The sequence below is a fragment of the Amycolatopsis ultiminotia genome (assembly GCF_039536925.1).
GTDB lineage: Bacteria > Actinomycetota > Actinomycetes > Mycobacteriales > Pseudonocardiaceae > Amycolatopsis > Amycolatopsis ultiminotia.
In genome coordinates this window covers 36,939-53,588 of sequence record NZ_BAAAZN010000013.1, presented here as the reverse complement: position 1 = coordinate 53,588, position 16,650 = coordinate 36,939, and the positions used below count along the sequence as shown (strand labels likewise).

16 protein-coding genes are annotated in these 16,650 nt (G+C 71.8%); 6 read left to right on the top strand and 10 right to left on the bottom strand.

Annotation, left to right across the window (positions count from 1 at the left end):
- The first annotated feature begins 3 nt into the window (after window positions 1–3).
- Genes ABD793_RS27140 through ABD793_RS27125 form a run of 4 tightly spaced genes read left to right on the top strand, consistent with a single transcriptional unit; the run spans window position 4 to window position 4,722 of the window.
- Complete coding sequence (locus ABD793_RS27140) at window positions 4–963, top strand: ABC transporter permease (RefSeq protein WP_344864954.1); 960 nt, start codon at window positions 4–6, stop codon at window positions 961–963.
- Window positions 960–1,841, top strand: coding sequence for an ABC transporter permease (locus ABD793_RS27135; protein ID WP_344864952.1), 882 nt, complete (start codon window positions 960–962; stop codon window positions 1,839–1,841). The genes ABD793_RS27140 and ABD793_RS27135 overlap by 4 nt, the downstream gene beginning before the upstream one ends.
- Window positions 1,838–3,493, top strand: a complete 1,656-nt coding sequence (locus ABD793_RS27130; RefSeq protein ID WP_344864950.1) for a dipeptide ABC transporter ATP-binding protein — start codon at window positions 1,838–1,840, stop codon at window positions 3,491–3,493. The genes ABD793_RS27135 and ABD793_RS27130 overlap by 4 nt, the downstream gene beginning before the upstream one ends.
- 23 nt (window positions 3,494–3,516) lie before the next feature.
- Complete coding sequence (locus ABD793_RS27125; protein ID WP_344864948.1) at window positions 3,517–4,722, top strand: acyl-CoA dehydrogenase family protein; 1,206 nt, start codon at window positions 3,517–3,519, stop codon at window positions 4,720–4,722.
- Here ABD793_RS27125 and ABD793_RS27120 read toward each other — a convergent pair.
- Window positions 4,683–6,113 carry an NtaA/DmoA family FMN-dependent monooxygenase gene (locus tag ABD793_RS27120; protein WP_344864946.1) on the bottom strand — a complete coding sequence of 477 codons (1,431 nt, stop codon included), beginning with the start codon at window positions 6,111–6,113 and terminating at the stop codon, window positions 4,683–4,685. The two genes, ABD793_RS27125 and ABD793_RS27120, sit on opposite strands and share 40 nt — an antisense overlap.
- Window positions 6,114–6,117: 4 nt before the next feature.
- Complete coding sequence (locus ABD793_RS27115; protein WP_344864944.1) at window positions 6,118–7,185, bottom strand: LLM class flavin-dependent oxidoreductase; 1,068 nt, start codon at window positions 7,183–7,185, stop codon at window positions 6,118–6,120.
- Between the two features lie 222 nt (window positions 7,186–7,407).
- Here ABD793_RS27115 and ABD793_RS27110 point away from each other — a divergent pair, with 222 nt between their 5' ends.
- Window positions 7,408–7,923, top strand: a complete 516-nt coding sequence (locus ABD793_RS27110; protein WP_344864941.1) for a nitroreductase family protein — start codon at window positions 7,408–7,410, stop codon at window positions 7,921–7,923.
- A gap of 12 nt (window positions 7,924–7,935) precedes the next feature.
- On the opposite strand, the gene ABD793_RS27105 is transcribed toward ABD793_RS27110, so the two are convergent.
- Together ABD793_RS27105 and ABD793_RS27100 are read right to left on the bottom strand one after the other, a co-directional pair.
- The gene (locus tag ABD793_RS27105) at window positions 7,936–9,252 is read right to left on the bottom strand and encodes an LLM class flavin-dependent oxidoreductase (RefSeq protein ID WP_344864939.1); all 1,317 of its coding nucleotides are present in this window, start codon (window positions 9,250–9,252) and stop codon (window positions 7,936–7,938) included.
- Window positions 9,249–10,184: an LLM class flavin-dependent oxidoreductase gene (locus tag ABD793_RS27100; protein WP_344864937.1), complete on the bottom strand. Its 936-nt coding sequence runs from the start codon at window positions 10,182–10,184 to the stop codon at window positions 9,249–9,251. Before ABD793_RS27100 ends, ABD793_RS27105 begins: the two co-directional genes overlap by 4 nt.
- A 78-nt stretch (window positions 10,185–10,262) precedes the next feature.
- Between ABD793_RS27100 and ABD793_RS27095 the strand changes: the two genes are divergently transcribed.
- Window positions 10,263–10,937: a nitroreductase family protein gene (locus ABD793_RS27095; RefSeq protein ID WP_344864935.1), complete on the top strand. Its 675-nt coding sequence runs from the start codon at window positions 10,263–10,265 to the stop codon at window positions 10,935–10,937.
- A 66-nt stretch (window positions 10,938–11,003) separates the two neighbouring features.
- Here the strand turns inward: ABD793_RS27095 and ABD793_RS27090 are convergent, their stop codons facing one another.
- The 6 genes from ABD793_RS27090 to ABD793_RS27065 form a co-directional block, all read right to left on the bottom strand.
- Window positions 11,004–11,459, bottom strand: a complete 456-nt coding sequence (locus tag ABD793_RS27090) for an RrF2 family transcriptional regulator (protein ID WP_344864933.1) — start codon at window positions 11,457–11,459, stop codon at window positions 11,004–11,006.
- 88 nt (window positions 11,460–11,547) lie between these two features.
- Complete coding sequence (locus ABD793_RS27085) at window positions 11,548–11,937, bottom strand: nuclear transport factor 2 family protein (protein WP_344864931.1); 390 nt, start codon at window positions 11,935–11,937, stop codon at window positions 11,548–11,550.
- A 111-nt stretch (window positions 11,938–12,048) separates the two neighbouring features.
- Entirely contained in the window at window positions 12,049–13,089 is a 1,041-nt protein-coding gene (locus tag ABD793_RS27080) for an LLM class flavin-dependent oxidoreductase (RefSeq protein WP_344864929.1), read from the bottom strand.
- Window positions 13,086–14,768, bottom strand: a complete 1,683-nt coding sequence (locus ABD793_RS27075) for a dipeptide ABC transporter ATP-binding protein (RefSeq protein WP_344864927.1) — start codon at window positions 14,766–14,768, stop codon at window positions 13,086–13,088. The genes ABD793_RS27080 and ABD793_RS27075 overlap by 4 nt, the downstream gene beginning before the upstream one ends.
- Window positions 14,765–15,682, bottom strand: coding sequence for an ABC transporter permease (locus ABD793_RS27070; protein WP_344864925.1), 918 nt, complete (start codon window positions 15,680–15,682; stop codon window positions 14,765–14,767). Before ABD793_RS27070 ends, ABD793_RS27075 begins: the two co-directional genes overlap by 4 nt.
- Window positions 15,679–16,638, bottom strand: a complete 960-nt coding sequence (locus tag ABD793_RS27065) for an ABC transporter permease (protein WP_344864923.1) — start codon at window positions 16,636–16,638, stop codon at window positions 15,679–15,681. Before ABD793_RS27065 ends, ABD793_RS27070 begins: the two co-directional genes overlap by 4 nt.
- Window positions 16,639–16,650: the final 12 nt, after the last annotated feature.

Sequence of the window (16,650 nt, the reverse complement as noted above, 5' to 3'; positions counted from 1 at the left end):
CCGATGCACACCTCCGGCCCGGCACTGGCGCAGCGCGCCGCCCGGCGTGTCCTCGAAGCGGTCCTGTTGCTGCTTGCCGTGGGCACCATCGTGTTCTTCCTCGAACAGCTGGTGCCCGGTGACCCGGCGATCGCCATCCTCGGCGGAGCCTCCGCGCACCCGACCCCGTCCGCGGTCGAGGCGGTCACCCACCAGTACGGGTTCGACCGGCCGCTGCTCGCGCAGTACTGGTCGTTCCTGACCGGGCTGCTGCACCTGGACTTCGGCGAGTCCTACACGCTCAAACAGCCGGTGCTCGAAGCGATCGCGGGCCAGGTCGGGCCGACCCTGGCACTCACCTTCACCGCACTCGCCATCGCCTGGGTGCTGTCGATCCTGGCCACGCTCGCCACCGCGGGCAGGCGCGGGGCGTGGGGCCGGCTCGGCGCCGGGGTGGAGGCGGCCGCCGCCGCGCTGCCGCAGTTCTGGCTCGGCCTCGTGCTGCTGATCGTGTTCGCGGTGCGGCTGCACTGGTTCCCGGTCATCGGCAGCGGGGCCGCCGGGCTGGTGCTGCCTGCGCTGACCCTGGGCATCCCGCTCGGCGGGTTCCTCGCGCAGGTCACCAGGGACGAGTTCGAAACGAAGCTGCGCCAGCCCTTCGTGGTCTCGGCAAGGGCACGCGGCATGTCCGACGCCGGGGTGCGGGCCCGGCACGTGCTGCGGCACGCCGCGCTGCCCGGGATCTCGCTGTCGGGATGGGGACTGGGCTCGCTGGTCAGCGGTGCGGTGATCGCCGAGGTGGTGTTCGCCCGGCAGGGCATCGGCCAGCTGCTCGTCACCGCGGTCACCGCGCGGGACCTCCCGCTGGTCGTCGGCATCACCTTCGTGGTCGCGCTCGTCTACGTGGTCGCCAACCTGCTCACCGACCTCGCCTACGTCGCGGTGGATCCGCGGCTTCGCAGCACGATCGGAGCGACCGCATGAGTGTTCTCGAGCCCGAACTCGCCGCGCCGGTACCGGGCCCCGTCCGCACGGTCCGGCGCGAGCGCGGTGTCCTGCAGCGGCCCGGTTTCTGGCTCGCGCTGGCGTTCACCGCACTGGTGGTCGTCGCCGCGGTCGCGCCGGGGCTGCTCACCGGGCAGGACCCGCTGGAAATCCACCTGGCGCAAAGCTTCGCCGCGCCGAGCGCGGCACACCCGTTCGGCACCGACCAGTCCGGACGCGACGTGCTGTCCCGGGTGGTGCACGGTGCGGGTCAGTCCCTGCTGATCGGTATCGGCGCGACCGCGCTCGGGCTGGGCGGCGCACTCGTGCTCGGCCTGCTCGGCGGGCTGGGCGGCCGGGCGGTGGACGCCGTCACCACCAGGATCGTCGAGGTGCTCTACGCCTTCCCCGGGCTGCTGCTCGCGCTGATCCTGATCGCAGTGTTCGGCAACAGCGCCGGAACCCAGCTGCTGGCGGTCGGCGTCGCGTCGGTACCCGGTTACGCGCGGATGGTCCGCGGGCAGGTGCTGTCGGTCCGCGGTTCGCTCTACGTCCAGGCGGAACGGGTGCTGGGGCACTCCCCCGCCCGGATCCTGTTCCGCACGGTACTGCCCAACGCGTTCCGCCCGCTCGCCGTCCTGGTCACACTCGGCATCGGCCAGGCCATCGTGTGGGCCACCGCGCTGGGTTTCCTCGGGCTCGGCGTGCAGCCGCCCGCACCGGAATGGGGCGCGATGCTCAACGCCGGCCGCAACTACCTGCAGCAGGCGTGGTGGCTCGATTTCTTCCCCGGCGCCGTGATCGTGCTGTTCACCCTTTCCCTGACCGCACTGGGCCGGGCCATCCGGACCGCCGTCCAGCCAGGAGGACACCGATGACCGACACCACCGTCGAACCGGCCACCGAAGCGGCGGCCGCGGCCGCTCATCCGCTCGCCGAGGTCGACGGGCTGACCGTCGGCTTCCACCGCGACCCGGTCGTGCGGGACGTGTCGTTCACCCTGGAAGCCGGCCGCTGCGTCGCGCTGGTCGGCGAATCCGGCTCCGGCAAGAGCGTGACCGCCCGCGCGTTGCTCGGGCTCAACGGACCGGCTGCCCACACGAGCGCACGCACCCTCGTGCTCGGCGGCGAGGATCTGTCCACTGTGTCCGAACGCGGATGGCGGAGGCTGCGCGGACGGCGGGCGGGGTACGTGCTCCAGGACGCACTCGTCTCACTCGACCCGCTCCGCCGGGTCGGCGCGGAAATCGCCGAGCCGCTGCGCCTGCACCGGTTCGGCCCGCGCAGGCAGCGGGAACGGCGGGTGCTGGAGCTGCTGCGCCAAGTCGGCGTTCCCGAACCGGAACTGCGCGCGCGGCAACTGCCTTCCGAGCTGTCCGGCGGGCTCCGGCAGCGCGCGTTGATCGCCGCCGCCATCGCACTCGATCCGGAGCTGCTGATCGCCGACGAGCCGACGACCGCACTCGACACCACCGTGCAGGCGCAGATCCTCGACCTGCTCGCGGCGGCCAAGGACCGGGGCAAGGCGCTGCTGCTGATCAGCCACGATCTCGCCGTGGTGGACCGGCTCGCCGACCACGTGCTCGTCCTGCGCGCCGGTGAGGTGGTCGAATCCGCGCCCACCGAGCAAGTGCTGCGCGCGCCCCGGCACGAGTACACGCGGCGGCTCATCGCGGCCATCCCCACGGCGCACGCGAAGGGCACCCGGCTCTCGGACATCCCACCGCCGGTCCCGGACCGGCCGGCCGTCGCCGCGCCGCCGCGGGAAATCCTGCGGGTGGACGGGATCAGCAAAACCTACCGCGGTCCGGACGGCAAGGACCGCACCGTCGTGCGCGACGTCGGGTTCGAGATCCGCTCCGGCGAAACACTCGGCATCGTCGGGGAATCCGGCTCCGGCAAGTCGACCACGGCGGCACTCTGCCTGGCGCTGACCGAGCCCGACCACGGCAGCGTCCGCTTCGCCGGCGAAGCGTGGAGTGCGCTCACCGAGCGCGAACGGCGTGCCCGGCGGCACCGGATCTCGGTCGTCTACCAGGATCCGCTCAGTTCGTTCGACCCGCGCCGGTCGGTCGGCGCGATCATCGCCGGGGCCGTGCGCGATCTGTCCGCTCGCGACGCCAAGGCCCGGGTGCGGCAGCTGCTGGACGAAGTCGGGCTCCCCGCGGCCATCGCGGAACGGCACCCGTTGTCGCTGTCCGGCGGGCAGCGCCAGCGCGTCGCGATCGCCCGCGCCATCGCGACGCGGCCCGAGCTGCTCGTGCTCGACGAACCCGTCTCCGCGCTCGACGTCAGCGTGCAGGCCCAGGTGCTCGACCTGCTCGCCGACCTGCAGGCCGCACACGGCACGGCCTATCTGTTCATCTCCCACGACCTCGGCGTCGTGCACCACGTCAGCGACCGGGTGCTGGTGATGCAGGACGGGCGGATCGTCGAACACGGCACCGCCGAGGAGATCTTCACCGCACCCCGCGAGCCCTACACCCGTGCGCTGCTCGACGCGCTCCCCCGGCCCCGGCTCACCAGCTGACCCGACTTTTCGGAGGTACTGCCATGACCTACGACCCCGCTGCTGCCCGGCTCGACGGTTTCCGTCCGCTGCTGTCCGGGATCGCCGAGGGCGCGGCCCGGCGCGAGGCCGAACGGATCCAGCCGTACAAACAGGTCGGCCTGCTGCGTGACGCCGGGTTCACCGCGCTCACCGTCCCGGTCGAGCACGGCGGAGCCGGGGTGTCGGTCACCGAGCTGTTCGCGCTGCTGATCGCGCTCGCCGAAGCCGACTCCAACCTGCCGCAGTTGCTGCGCGCCCACTTCGCCTTTGTCGAAGGCCTGCTGCTCGAACCGCGTCGCCCGGACCGCGAGAAGTGGTTCGTCCGCGTCGCGGACGGCGCCATCGTCGGCAACGCCAGTCACGAACGCGGTCCGGCCACCGTCGGATCCCTTGCGACGAAGCTGACCCCGGCAGCGCAAGGATGGCTGCTCAACGGCGAAAAGTACTACAGCACCGGTTCGCTGTTCGCGGACTGGATCACCACGACAGCCGAGGATCCGGCCGGGGAGACGGTGTCGGTGTCGGTGCCCGCCGAGGCCGAAGGCGTCGAACGCCGCGACGACTGGCTCGGCTTCGGCCAGCGGCTGACCGGGAGCGGCACGACGACCTTCACCGACGTCGCCATCACCCCCGACCTGCTGCACCGGTACCAGCCGAACCGGACCCGGACACTGCTCCCCGCGTTCCTGCAGACCGTGCTGCTCGCCTCGCTCGCCGGCGTCGGCCGGGCCGCCACCCGCGACGCGGCCCGCTTCGTCCGCGAACGCACCCGGGTCTACGAGCACGGCGCCGGCACCACCGCAGCCACCGACCCGCTCGTGCAATCCGTCGTGGGACGGCTCGCCGCGGACGCAGCGGCCGCGGAAACCCTCACCCTCGACGCGGCACGGCACATCGAGCGCGCGCACGAAGCCATCGCCGCCGGCGAAGAGGCCGATGAGCTGATCGACGCCGCGGAACTGCGTACCGTCCAGGCACAGCTGACCGTCGTCGAACTGGTCCAGCGCATCACCACCAAGCTGTTCGACGTCGGCGGTGCCTCGGCCACCAGCACGCAGCACGGGTTCGACCGGCACTGGCGCAACGCCCGCACGCTGTCCTCGCACAACCCGGCGATCTACCAGGAACGTGCGATCGGCGACCACGTCGTCAACGGCACCGGCCTCACCTACTTCTGGGCGACCGGCGAAGCCTCCCGGTCGAACTGAGCCGCGGGCGGGACGCCGAGCCCGGCACGGGCCGGGGGCAGCTGCAGATGCTCGCGCAGCGTGGTGCCGGTGTACTCGGTGCGGTACAGACCTCGCTCCTGCAGCGCCGGGATCAGCGAGTCCACCACGTCGTCCAGCCCATCGGGAACCAGGTACGGCGAGAGGTTGAACCCGTCGATGGCACCCTCGCGCACGAAGCGGGCGAACTTCTCGGCCAGACCGGCCGGGGTCCCGACGTGGCTGCGGGCACGCTGTCCCAGTTCGATCACGGTCTGGCGCAGCGACCAGCCGTGTGCCGCGGCCGCGTCGCGCCACTGCGCGACCGTCGCCCGCGAATCGGGCCGCCGTGCCGCGCCGAAAGCACCACTGTTGTCCTGCTCCTGGGGCTCGACGTCGGGCAGCGGCCCGTCCGGGTCGTAGCCGGACAGGTCGACGTTCCACAGCAGCGTCGCCTGCGCCAGCGCGGTGCCGGGGGTGATCTGCTGCTCCCGCACCCAGCGGGCCTTCTCCTCGGCCTCGGACTCGGTGTCGCCGACGATGATCGAGGAACCGGGCAGGATGCGCAGCGCGTCGGCCGGGCGGCCGGCCACCGCGAGCCGGCGGCGGATGTCTTCGGCGAACGCGAGCGCGTCGTCGAACTCGTAGCCGTGCGCGGAAAAGATGACGTCGGCGTTGCGAGCGGCGAAATCCCGTCCCTCGGACGAATCGCCCGCCTGGAAGATCACCGGATGTCCCTGCCTGCTGCGTGGAAGACTGCCGGTGACCTCGATGTCGACCAGGTCACCGCGGTAGGTGACCGGTGCGATCGAGCCCTCGCGCGCCCAGGCCGCCGCGTCGGTGGACCGGGCAGCCGCGTCGTCGGCCCACGAATCCCAGATCGCGCGGGCGGCGCCCAGCACCTGCTCGGCGCGCCGGTACCGGTCGGCGTGGTCGAGGTAGCCGCCACGACGGAAGTTCTCCCCGGTCCAGGCGTTGTCGGTGGTGACGACGTTCCATCCGGCACGGCCACGGGAAAGCAGATCGAGCCCGCCGAAGCGCCGTGCCAGGTCCGCCGGCTCGTTGTAGGTGACGTTCGAGGTCGACACGAGCCCGATCCGGGTGGTCACCGCGGCGAGCGCGGACAGCTGGGTGATCGCGTCCGGGCGCCCGGCCACGTCCAGGTCGTGCACCTTCCCGTTGATCTCCCGCAGCCGCAGCCCTTCACCGAGGAAGAACGCGTCGAACAGGCCGCGTTCGGCAGTCTGCGCGACCGCGCGGTAGGACTCCGGTGCGATCTGCGAGCCGCTGCCGGGTTCGGTCCAGATGGTCCAGTGGTTGACGCCCTGGAAGAACACGCCGAAGTGCAGCTGCGCATCCGGACGCGGGACGTCGTTGCGATCGGTACGGGTCATCGGATCAGCCTTCGGTGGTGGCGAACTGGTTGACGGACGGGGCGAGGCCGAGGGTCGTGCGCAGCCATTGCCCGGACGGCGCCGCCGCCGCGAGCCGGGCGACGCGCAGGTGCGGGAGCACGGATTTCGCCAGCACCGGCAGTTCCTCGTCGAGTACCAGCGGGTGGATGCGCACGCCGTCGACGGTTCCGGCGAGTTCGGTCAGCAGGCGCACGAATCCTTCGGCGCCGCCGGTGTAGCGCAAGCGGCCGCGATCGGGCCAGTCAGCGTGCTGTGCCAGTGCCGCGACCCGCTCCGCACCAGTCTGCCCGGCGGTGTCGAGCGCGACCTCCACCTCCGCGAAGCGGCGCGGAGCGGCGTTCGGCGCGGCCGAGGCGACCGCCGCGACATCACGTCCCGAGACCAGCGCAACGTCGGCCTGTACCGGGTCGACCAGCTCCGGGGCGGCGAAGACGACCGCGTTGCCCTGCGGCGGGCGCGGTACGATCGCCGGCCCCTTCACCGAATAGGTCGCGCCCTCGAAATCGATGTAGTGCAGCCGATCGCGATCCAGGTACCGGCTGGTCGGCACATCCCGGATCACTGCGTCCTCCTCCCACGAATCCCACAGGGCACGCACCACGTGCACGCTGTCGGCGGCTTCACGGCGCAACCCGGCGGCATCGGAGACTTCCGGACGTCCCCAGGCGCGGGCGGCGGCGACGTCCGGGGTGCTGCCCACGACCCAGCCCGCTCGGCCGTGGCTGATGTGGTCCAGTGCGGCGAGTGCGGAAGAGACGTGGAACGGCTCGGTGTAGGTGGTCGGCACCACCGGCACGAGGCCGAGCACGCTGGTGACCTCGGCCAGGAACGCGGCCCGCTCCGGCGAACCGATCCGGCCCGCCGGGGCGGTCCCCGGCAGCAGATCGTCCTCCAGCGTCACCAAGGTGAACCCGGAACGTTCGGCCTCCTCGCCGAGCCTGCGCAACCGGTCCGGGTCGAAGTGCCGGTCCGGCGTGTGCGCGCTCCGCCGCCAGGCCGCCGGATGCGCCCCGGCACCGTCGATCTCCAGTGCCACCGCGAAAGGTGCCATCAGCCCGCCTCTCTCTGCCGCGTATACGGGCGTACAGCCGTGGCCGGAGCACCGGTATTCCGCGGCCCCGAGCCGAACCGCGGAAATCCCGCGATCAGGGAATTCGGCGGGTTTTGTACCGCACCGGTCCGGAAACCCGCCGAATGCCCGGACCGCGGGAATAGAGTGCGGTGCGAGGACCTTGACCCGGCTACCGGACCGGAATCGCGATCGGGAGTGACGATGGAAACGTGGGACGCCATCCGCGCGCGCCGCAATGTGCGCAGCTACACCAGCGACCCGGTGCCCGAGGAGCACCTGACCCGGATCGCCGAGGCGGCCCGCCGGGCACCGTCGGCGTCCAACCGGCAGCACTGGGACTTCGTGCTCGTCACCGACCCCGCGCAGCTGGCCGAACTGGCGACGGTGTGGCGCGGCGCGGGGCACATCGCCGGTGCCCCGGCCGCGATCGCGCTCGTCGTACCGGAGTCCGACGACGACCGCACCCGCGTGGTCGACCAGTACGACCTCGGACAGGCCACCTACGCGTGCACCCTCGCCGCCGCGGATCTGGGCCTTGGCACCGGGCATTCCTCGGTGGGCGATCAGGACAAGGCCCGCGCGATCCTCGGCGTGCCCGAGACCCACCAGGTGGCTTATCTGCTCGGCGTGGGTTATCCGGCCGACCGCCCGCTGCGCCCGCTCGTCACCCCGGATCGGCGGCCGTTCGACGAGGTCGTGCACCGCGGGCGCTGGTGAGCCGGCGGCCGGTCACGTCGTGATCAGGTCCCGCAGGTCCACCGGCGGGCGCAGGCCCAGGTTTTCGCGCAGCGTCGTGCCGGGGTACTCGGCGGGATAACTGCCGCGGTCCTGCAACGCGGGCACGAGCAGGTCCACGACGTCGTCGAACCCGGTCGGCACCGCATGGGGTGCCAGGTTCAGCCCGTCGATCGCACCGGCACGCACGTAGTGGGTGAGTTCGTCGGCCACCGAAGCCGGTGTGCCGACGAACTCCCGGGTCCGGCTCAGGTGCGCGACCAGCCCGCGGATCGAGTACCCGCGCTCGGCGGCGAGCTCGCGCCAGCCCTCCGCGGTGCGCCTCGGCCGGTCCCTGCTGTTGACCACGCCGTGCGTCTTGGTTTGTTCCGGATCCACCGGATCGAACCCGGGCAGCGGGCCGTCCACGTCGAAGGCGGACAGATCGCAGCCCCAGACCGCTTCGAGCACCGCGCGGATCCGCCGGTCGGTCCAGGTCTGCCGGTCGAACCAGGCCGCCTTCTCCCTGGCCTCGTCGAGCGTGCCGGCCAGGGTGATCTTCGCCGCGGGGATGATCCTGATGTCGTCCCGTGGCCGGCCGGCCGCGGCCAGCCGGGCGGCGATGTCGTCGGCGAAGGAGAGCGCCGCGTCGAAGTCCAGGTAACGGGAAAAGATCGCCTCGGCGTGCCGGGCCGCGAAATCGCGGCCCTCGTCGGACTCGCCGGCCTGGAACAGCACCGGACGGTGCTGCCTGCTGCGCGAGAGCGACGGCGCGGCGGTGACGTCGTAGAACTCGCCGTGGAAGTCCACCGGCTCCTGGTCCCACAGCCGGTGCACGATGCTCAGGTGCTCCCGTGCGTGCCGGTACCGCTGAGCGTGGCCGAGATAGCCGCCCTTGCGGAAATTCTCCCCGGTCCAGGCGTTGTCGGTGGTCACCAGGTTCCATCCGGTGCGGCCACCGCTCAAAGCGTCCACAGTGGAGAGCCGACGGGCCAGCTCGGCCGGATCGGAATAGGTCGTGTTGAGCGTCGCGACGAATCCGATCCGTTCGGTGAGCGCGGCCAGGTGCGCGAACAGCACGAGCTGGTCGGGCCTTCCGGTCACCGCGGTGTCGGTGATCGCGCCGAGGTGCTCGCGCAGCCGCTGGCTGTCGCCGAGGAAGATCGCGGTGAACAGCCCCCGCTCCGCGGTGCGGGCCAGCTGGGCGAAACCGGCGAACTCGTAGTAGTCCTCCGGGCGGTCCACCTCGTCCCACACATAGATCGGGCCGAACGGGAAGAACCCGTTGAGGTGCAACCGGGCTTCCGGGCGGCGGTAGTCGGTCCCGCTCATGCCTGTGCTCCCTTGCCTGCGATCGTGGCGTAGCGGCTCACCGGCCGCGGCAGCCCCAGCTGCTCGCGCAAGGTCTCGCCGGGGCGCGGCGGAAGCACCGTCCGGTCGGCGATGAGTTCCGGCAACACGCGCCGTCCGAGTTCCTCCAGTACCGCGTCGGTATCGCCGGCCCGCAACAGGACCCCGTCGGCACGGCCGGAGAGCCCGCGGAGCAACGGCCCGAAATCGGTGGCGGGCGTGACCGCCACTTCGGCGAACGTCCGGTGCGCATCATGTTCGCCGACGGCTCCTCCCGGCCACCCGTCGACCAGGACGACGTCCGCCTGCGCCAGGTGGTCCCGTGCCCGTGCGAAGACCGGCAGCTGCCCCTGCTTCGGCCGCGGCAGCAAGGCCGGCCCGCGGATCCGGAAGAACTCGTTGTGCACGTCGACGTAGTGCAGCTTCTCCTGGTCCAGGAACCGGCCCGTCGCCGAATCCGCGATCAACGCACCGTCTTCCCAGGAGTCCCACAGCCGGCGGGCGGCATCCACGACCGCACCCGCCTCGCGCGGCGCCGTGGCCGCATCCGGCGGGGATGCCGAATACGCCGCCGCGCGTGCCGTGGACGCGTCGACCGTGACCAGCCAGCCTGCCCGGCCCGAACTGCCCCAGTCCAGGCTGGAGAACCGGTTGGACAGGTGGAAGGGTTCCGCATGCGTGGCGGCGGCCGTCACGACGAGCCCGATCGCCCGCGTGGTCGCGCTCGCGAAGGAGGCCACCTCGACCGGGTCCGGATACCCGCGGCCCGCCGGTTCACCGGGCCCGTCGTCGAAGAGCAGGAAACCGAGGCCGTGCCGTTCCGCCGCTTGGACCTGGCTCCCGATCCGCCTCGGATCCGCGGTTTTCGCCGCGTCGAGGACCAGGCCCACCAGTATGCCCTGTCGTCGCGTCACCGGGAAAGTCTATCTCGCCGATAGGGATACCAGGGTCTTTCCCAGATGCGGGGACGCCCGGCGCGGTACGGTGCCGGGATGTCCACCGCCGAACCCCCGCTGCCGCCCGATCCGCACGCGTTGCCCGCGCTGGAAGCACTCACCTCCACGCCGTCCCGCCGCTACCTGTCCGACCGGCCGATCCCCGAGGACGTGCTGTGGGCGATCCTCGACGCCGCGGTGCTCGGTCCCTCCGGCGGGAACCGCCAATCGTGGGGCTGGGTGGTGGTCACCGATCCGGCGATCAAAGCACGCGTGGCCGTCTGGTACCGGGAAGGGTGGGAGCGGGCCTACGGATCCCGCCGCGAGGAGCTGCTCGGCGCGGACCCGTCCGCCACCGGGCTCAGCCCCGCCTCCTACCGCGCGGCCGAGCACCTCGCCGGTCACATCCACGAAGCACCGGTCTGGGTGCTCCCGGTGCTGCGCGACGCGGCGGATTCGACGAACCCGCGCCTCGGCGCGTCCGTCTACGGTGCCGTGCAGCAGCTCCAGCTCGCCGCCCGTGCCTACGGTATCGGCAGCACGCTCACCACGTTCCACACCACGCACGAGGCCGAACTGCGCACCCTGCTCGGATTGCCCGACGACGTGCTGAGCATGGCCCTCATCCCGCTCGGCTACCCGGCGCGCGGCCGCTGGACCCGCCCGAAACGGCAACCGGCCGAACAGGTCGTGCACTGGAACCGGTGGGGTGAGACCCGGCCGGACCGCTGAGGCTTTCCGCGGCACCGTCTTCCGGCCCGGCTGCCCGGTGCGGTGCTGCGCTTCCGGTGCCGGGGCTCAGCGGGGCAGCCAGGCGTCGTCCGTCTCGGTCAGCCGGCGTACGCCGGCCGGCAGGCGGCCGGTCAGGATGTGCTGGAGCGTGGTTTCGTCCAGCACCCGCCGCAGGCTGCAGCGCAGCGCGACCCACAGCTGCGGCAGGTGCTCGGCGGCACCGGTGTAGGACGTTTCGTGCGGCCGGACACCGCGGACCGCGGTGAGCGGACCGTCGACGGCACGGATGATCGCGCCGAGGGACACCTCCCGCGCCGGACGCGTCAACGCGTAGCCACCGGCGCTGCCCCGCTGGGTGTGCACCAGACCGGCGCGGCGCAGGTCGGACAGGATGGCTTCGACGAATTTGCGCGGCAGGTCCTGCCCGTTCACGATTTCCGTGGCGGTGACGAGTTCCGGCTCGCGCCGCGCGATCTCCAGCGCAGCCCGGATCGCGTAATCGGACTTGGCGGAAATCTGCACCCGGAGTCCTTTCCTGGTCCCGCGAAAACCTCGACCGTCCGGCCCGCTCCCCCTGCGGGCAGCATACGTGGCGCGGGTGCCGAGGCGATCACGCAGGGTGCCGCGCGCCGCCGCCCGGCGGCACGACAGTGCCCTGGTGGAACATCAACCGCCACGCACCGTCGGCGGCCCGCCGCCAGAGCGCACTTCGCAGTGTGGTCCGGTCCGCGCGCCGGGCACGGTAGGTCAGCACGATGACCCCCGGCGCCGGGCGCAGCACGGCGAGGTCTTCGACTTCGGGAGGGACATACTGTTCGGCGGCCATCATGGCGAGCACCGATGCGCGGTCCCACTCCCGTCCGGAGGCGCCGAATTCGCGGAACTGCGGGTCGAGCAGCTCGAGGCAGGCGGTCCGGGAACGCCGCACATCCGGTGTCTGCAACGCGAACTCGCGTTCGATCACCGCGGCGACATCCGGATCCTCTTCGTTCACCGGCATGTCACGACAGTGCCGGACGCCCGCAGTGCAGACAACCGAATTCGACCCGGCATCCAGGCCCTCGACCGTCCACTCCGGCCGGTGCCCGGGCACGTCGCCACCTCGGCGGGATCACCCCGATGCGGCCACCGATCCCGCGGACGAGCGGGCGGGCTGCCAGCCGAGTTCCGGAGCGATCAGATGGCGCACGTCGTGCAGGATCTGCTCGTAGTCGGCCCGGTGGAACTCATACGGCAGCTCCAGCCGGAGTTCCGAAACCGCCGAGACGACCGGGTCTGCGCTCAGCTGCTCGAGGATCTGCTCCGCGGTACCCACCACGTCGCGGGCGAACAGGGTCCGCCGCTCCCCGTGGGGCCTGCGGGTCCGCTCGTCGCGCGCAGCCGCATATGCGCGGTACCGCGCCCTGGTCGATTCGTCCGCACTGTCGAACGGCACGATCACCCGGCCCAGCGCGATCCGCGCGGGCGCGGCGGCGGTCCGCCGGTACTCGGCGAGCAGGGCCGACTGTGCCGTGGCGAAGTCGTCGGTGCCCTCACCGCTGACGATGTTGCCGGTGAGCAGGTTCAGCCCGTGCTCGGCGGTCCAGCGGATCGAGCGCAGGCTGCCCCCGCCGTACCAGATCCGGTTCACCAGCCCGGGGTTGTGCGGTTGCAGGCGGGGCCGCTGGGTGTTGCCCGGCGACTGGATCACCGTGTCCGGTCCGCCGAGGTAGTCCCCGCGCAGATGCTCGATCAGCCGGGCGACCCGGCCGTAGGACAGGTCGAAGGTGCGCCAATCCCCGTCGTGCACCAGATCGCCGAGCAGTTCCGCGTGCGGCATCCCGGTGCTCACCCCGATCTGCAGCCGGCCGCGGGAGAGCACGTCGGCCAGCGACAGGTCCTCGGCGAGGCGGAACGGGTTTTCGTAGCCGATCGGGATCACCGCGGTGCCCAGCTCGATCCGTTCGGTGCGCTGGCCGGCCGCGGCGAGAAAGACCGCTGCCGAGCCCACGCCGTGCTCGAGGTGGCGCTGCCGGATCCAGGCACCGTCGAACCCGAGCCGCTCACCGTATGCGAACAGCTGAAGCGTTTCCTCCAGCCCGGAATACGGTTCGTCGTCGGCGAAATTGCCGGGGGTGAGAAAGGCGAGCGAGCTGATCCGCGGGGCGCTCATCCGGCCACCCCCTGCTGCTCCGCCGAGGCACCGGGCGGTGAGTGGCGACCGCCCGGAATGGCGGCGAGCAGTTCGCGCGTGTACTCGTGTCCGGGACTGCGGAACAGGTCCTGCGCGGTACCGGTCTCGACGATCCGGCCGTGGCGCATCACCGCGACCTCGTGCGCGATCTGCCGGACCACCGCCAGGTCGTGCGAGATGAACAGATAGGCCACCCCGGTACCGGACTGCAGTTCGGACAGCAGTTCGAGAACCTGCGCCTGCACCGAAACGTCCAGTGCGGACACCGGTTCGTCGCAGACCACCAGATCCGGGGAGAGCGCGAGCGCGCGGGCGATCGCGATCCGTTGCCGCTGCCCGCCGGACAGCTCCGCCGGCCTGCGTTCCAGCACCGACGACGGCAACGCGACCCGGTCCAGCAACTCGCGGGCCCGGTCCAGCCGGGAAGCCCGGTCCCCCACCCCGAACACCCGCAGCGGCTCGGTGATCACCTCACCGATCGAGAACCGCGGATCCAGTGAGGCATAAGGATTCTGGTAGACCAGCTGGGCCCGCCTGCGCAGCTGCCGCACGGTCGCGCCGCGCGCGGTGGTGACGTCCTCGCCGTCGAACGAGATCCGCCCGGCGGTCGGATCGGCCAGCCGCAGCACCAGCCGGGCGGTGGTGGACTTGCCCGAGCCGGACTCGCCGACCAGAGCCAGTGTCCGTCCACGGTGCAGGGTGAAGCTCAGATCGTCGACGGCACGCAGCGTGCGGGCCGGACCGGCGACCCGGGGCAACCGGAATTCCTTGACCACGTTGCGGACTTCGACCAGCGGCGGTTCGGCCGCCGGTGCCGCCTCGACCGCGGTCCGCGGATGCGCGACGGCCAGGCTCGGCGCACTCGCCAGCAGCCGCTGGGTGTACTCGTGCCGGGGATCGCCGAGGATGTCCCGTGCCGGTCCGGTCTCCACGATCCGGCCCTGCGACATGACCGCGATGCGGTCCGCCCGATCCGCGGCGACCCCGAGGTCGTGGGTGACCAGCAGCACCGCGGTGCCCGATTCCTCGGTGAGCCGCTGCAGGTGGTCGAGGATGACCCGCTGCACGGTCACGTCGAGTGCACTGGTCGGCTCGTCGGCGATGATCAGCTTCGGGTTCGCCGCGATCGCGACCGCGATCAGCGCCCGCTGGCGCATCCCGCCGGACAGTTCGTGCGGGTACTGCCGGGCCCTGGTGGCCGCGTCCGGCAGCCCGGCCCGGTCGAGGATCTCGATCGCGGCGGGCAGTGCGGACCGCCGGTTCGCCAGCTGGTGCACGCGCAGTACCTCGGCGACCTGATCGCCGATCCGCGTGACCGGGTTCAGCGACACCGTCGGGTCCTGCGGGACGAGCCCGATCTGCGCGCCGCGAACGGTGCGCAGTTCCTTCTCCCGCAACGACGTGAGCTCGCGGCGGCCGAACCGGACAGTGCCGGCGTCGAGGCTGCCGTTCGCGGCGAGCAGCCGGATGATCGCGTGCGCGGTGGTGCTCTTGCCGGAGCCGGATTCGCCCACGACCGCGACCACCTCGCCCGGATGCACGTCGAGGTCCACTCCCCGGACCGCGGGCAGCGATCCGCCACGCGTGCGGTAGGAGACCGTCAGCCCGCGGACCGCCAGCAGCGGTTCCGCACCGGTCTGCTCGTCCGGCGCGCTCATCGCTGCCTCGCCCATTCGCCGTCCAGCGCGCGGGCGATCCGGTTGGTGGCCAGGACGGTGAGCGCGATCGTCAAGCCCGGCAACGCGGTGAGCCACCACGCGTTGGCCAGGTAGTTGCGTCCGTCGGAGATCAACGTGCCCCATTCCGGCGCCGGCGGCGGCGCCCCGTACCCGAGGAAACTCAGTGAGGACACGGCCAGGATCGCCGTGCCGATCTCGAGGGTGGCCAGCACCACGACCGGTCCGATCGCGTTGGGCAGGACGTGCCGGATCAGCACCGAGTACCAGCGCGCCCCGCAGGACCGGGCCGCCTCGACGTACACCGCCTGCCGCGCGCGAAGCACCTCCGAACGCATCACCCGCGCGAAACTGGCGACGCTCGCCACGCCGACCGCGACCGCGACCTTCACCGTGCCGTAGCCCAGCGCGGTGACCAGTGCCAGCGACAGGAACAGCGCCGGGATCGAGAGCAGCACGTCGACGAACCGCATCAGCACGTCCTCGACCCAGCGTCCGACGAATCCGGCGATCAACCCGATCAGCCCACCGGCCACGAACGCGACCGCCAGCGCGATCAACGTCGCCTTCAGCGACAGCTGCGCGCCGTGCACCACCCGGGAAAACACGTCCCGGCCCAGTTCGTCGGTGCCGAACCAGTGCGCGCCACCCGGTGCCTGGAAGAAGTCCGCAGGCGAACCGTGCAGCGGATCCTGCGCCGTGAACAGTCCCGGCCAGAACGCGGCCAGCACCACCAGCACCACCACGACGCCGGACAGCACGAGGCCCGGACGGCGCAGGAAGAACCGCACCGCCCGGCGCGGGGCACCGCGGCCACCCGGTTCGAATCCGGCCTCGGCCGGTGTCCCGGCACCGAGTGCGGTGGCGCCGAGATCGTCGACGACTACCTGGCTCATGCGAAACTCGCCCGCCTTCCCGAGGCCACCACGATCCGCGGGTCCAGCAGCGGGTACACCAGATCGACGATCAGGTTGACCACCACGAAGATCAGCGAGCCGAACACCACCACGCCCTGCACCAGCGGGATGTCCTGGACGGTGACCGCGCCCGCGGTCACCCGGCCCAGCCCGTCGCGCGAGAACACCGTCTCGATCACCACCGAATTCGCCATCAGCTGCCCGGCCAGCAATCCGACCACCGTCAGCGCGGGCAGCGAGGCGTTGCGCAGCGCGTGCCGCAGGTGGATCCGCACCCGGCCGGCCCCCTTCGCCTTCGCCGTCTCCACGTACGCCTCGTCCAATGTGGTCAGCAGGCTCTTCGCCAGCACCTGCGCCACGATCGCGCCGGTCGGGATCGCCAGCGCGACGGCGGGCAGCACCAGCCCGCCCAGCCCGTCGTTGCCGAAGGCCGGGAACCACCCCGCGCGGAAGGAGAACAGCTCCACGAGCATCAGCCCGATCCAGAAGGTCGGCACCGACACCCCCAGCGGGGGCAGGGACAGCAGCCCCTGGCGCAGCCACCGCCGGTTCGTGTAGGTCGCCACCACCGCAAGCCCGCCGCCGAAGAGCACCGCGAGCAGCAGCGCGGCACCGGCCAGCTCGAGCGTCTGCGGCAGCGCGGCGGCCAGCGTCGAGGTCACCGAGCGACCGGTCGAGATCGAATCGCCGAAGTCCCCGCGCAGCGCTTTGCCCAGATAGTCCAGGTACTGCAGGAACACCGGCTTGTCGAAGCCGTACTCGTGCCGGAGCCGGGCGATCTGCGCCGGATCGATCGGCGTCGAATCCGATCCGCCGCCCGCCATCGCCGACACCGGGTCACCGGGCAGGAAGTCCAGCACCAGGAACGACACCGTATAAGCCGCCCACAGCACTCCCACCGCCTGCGCGAGGCGCCGGATCACATAACGGCGCATGGTCTGCTCACC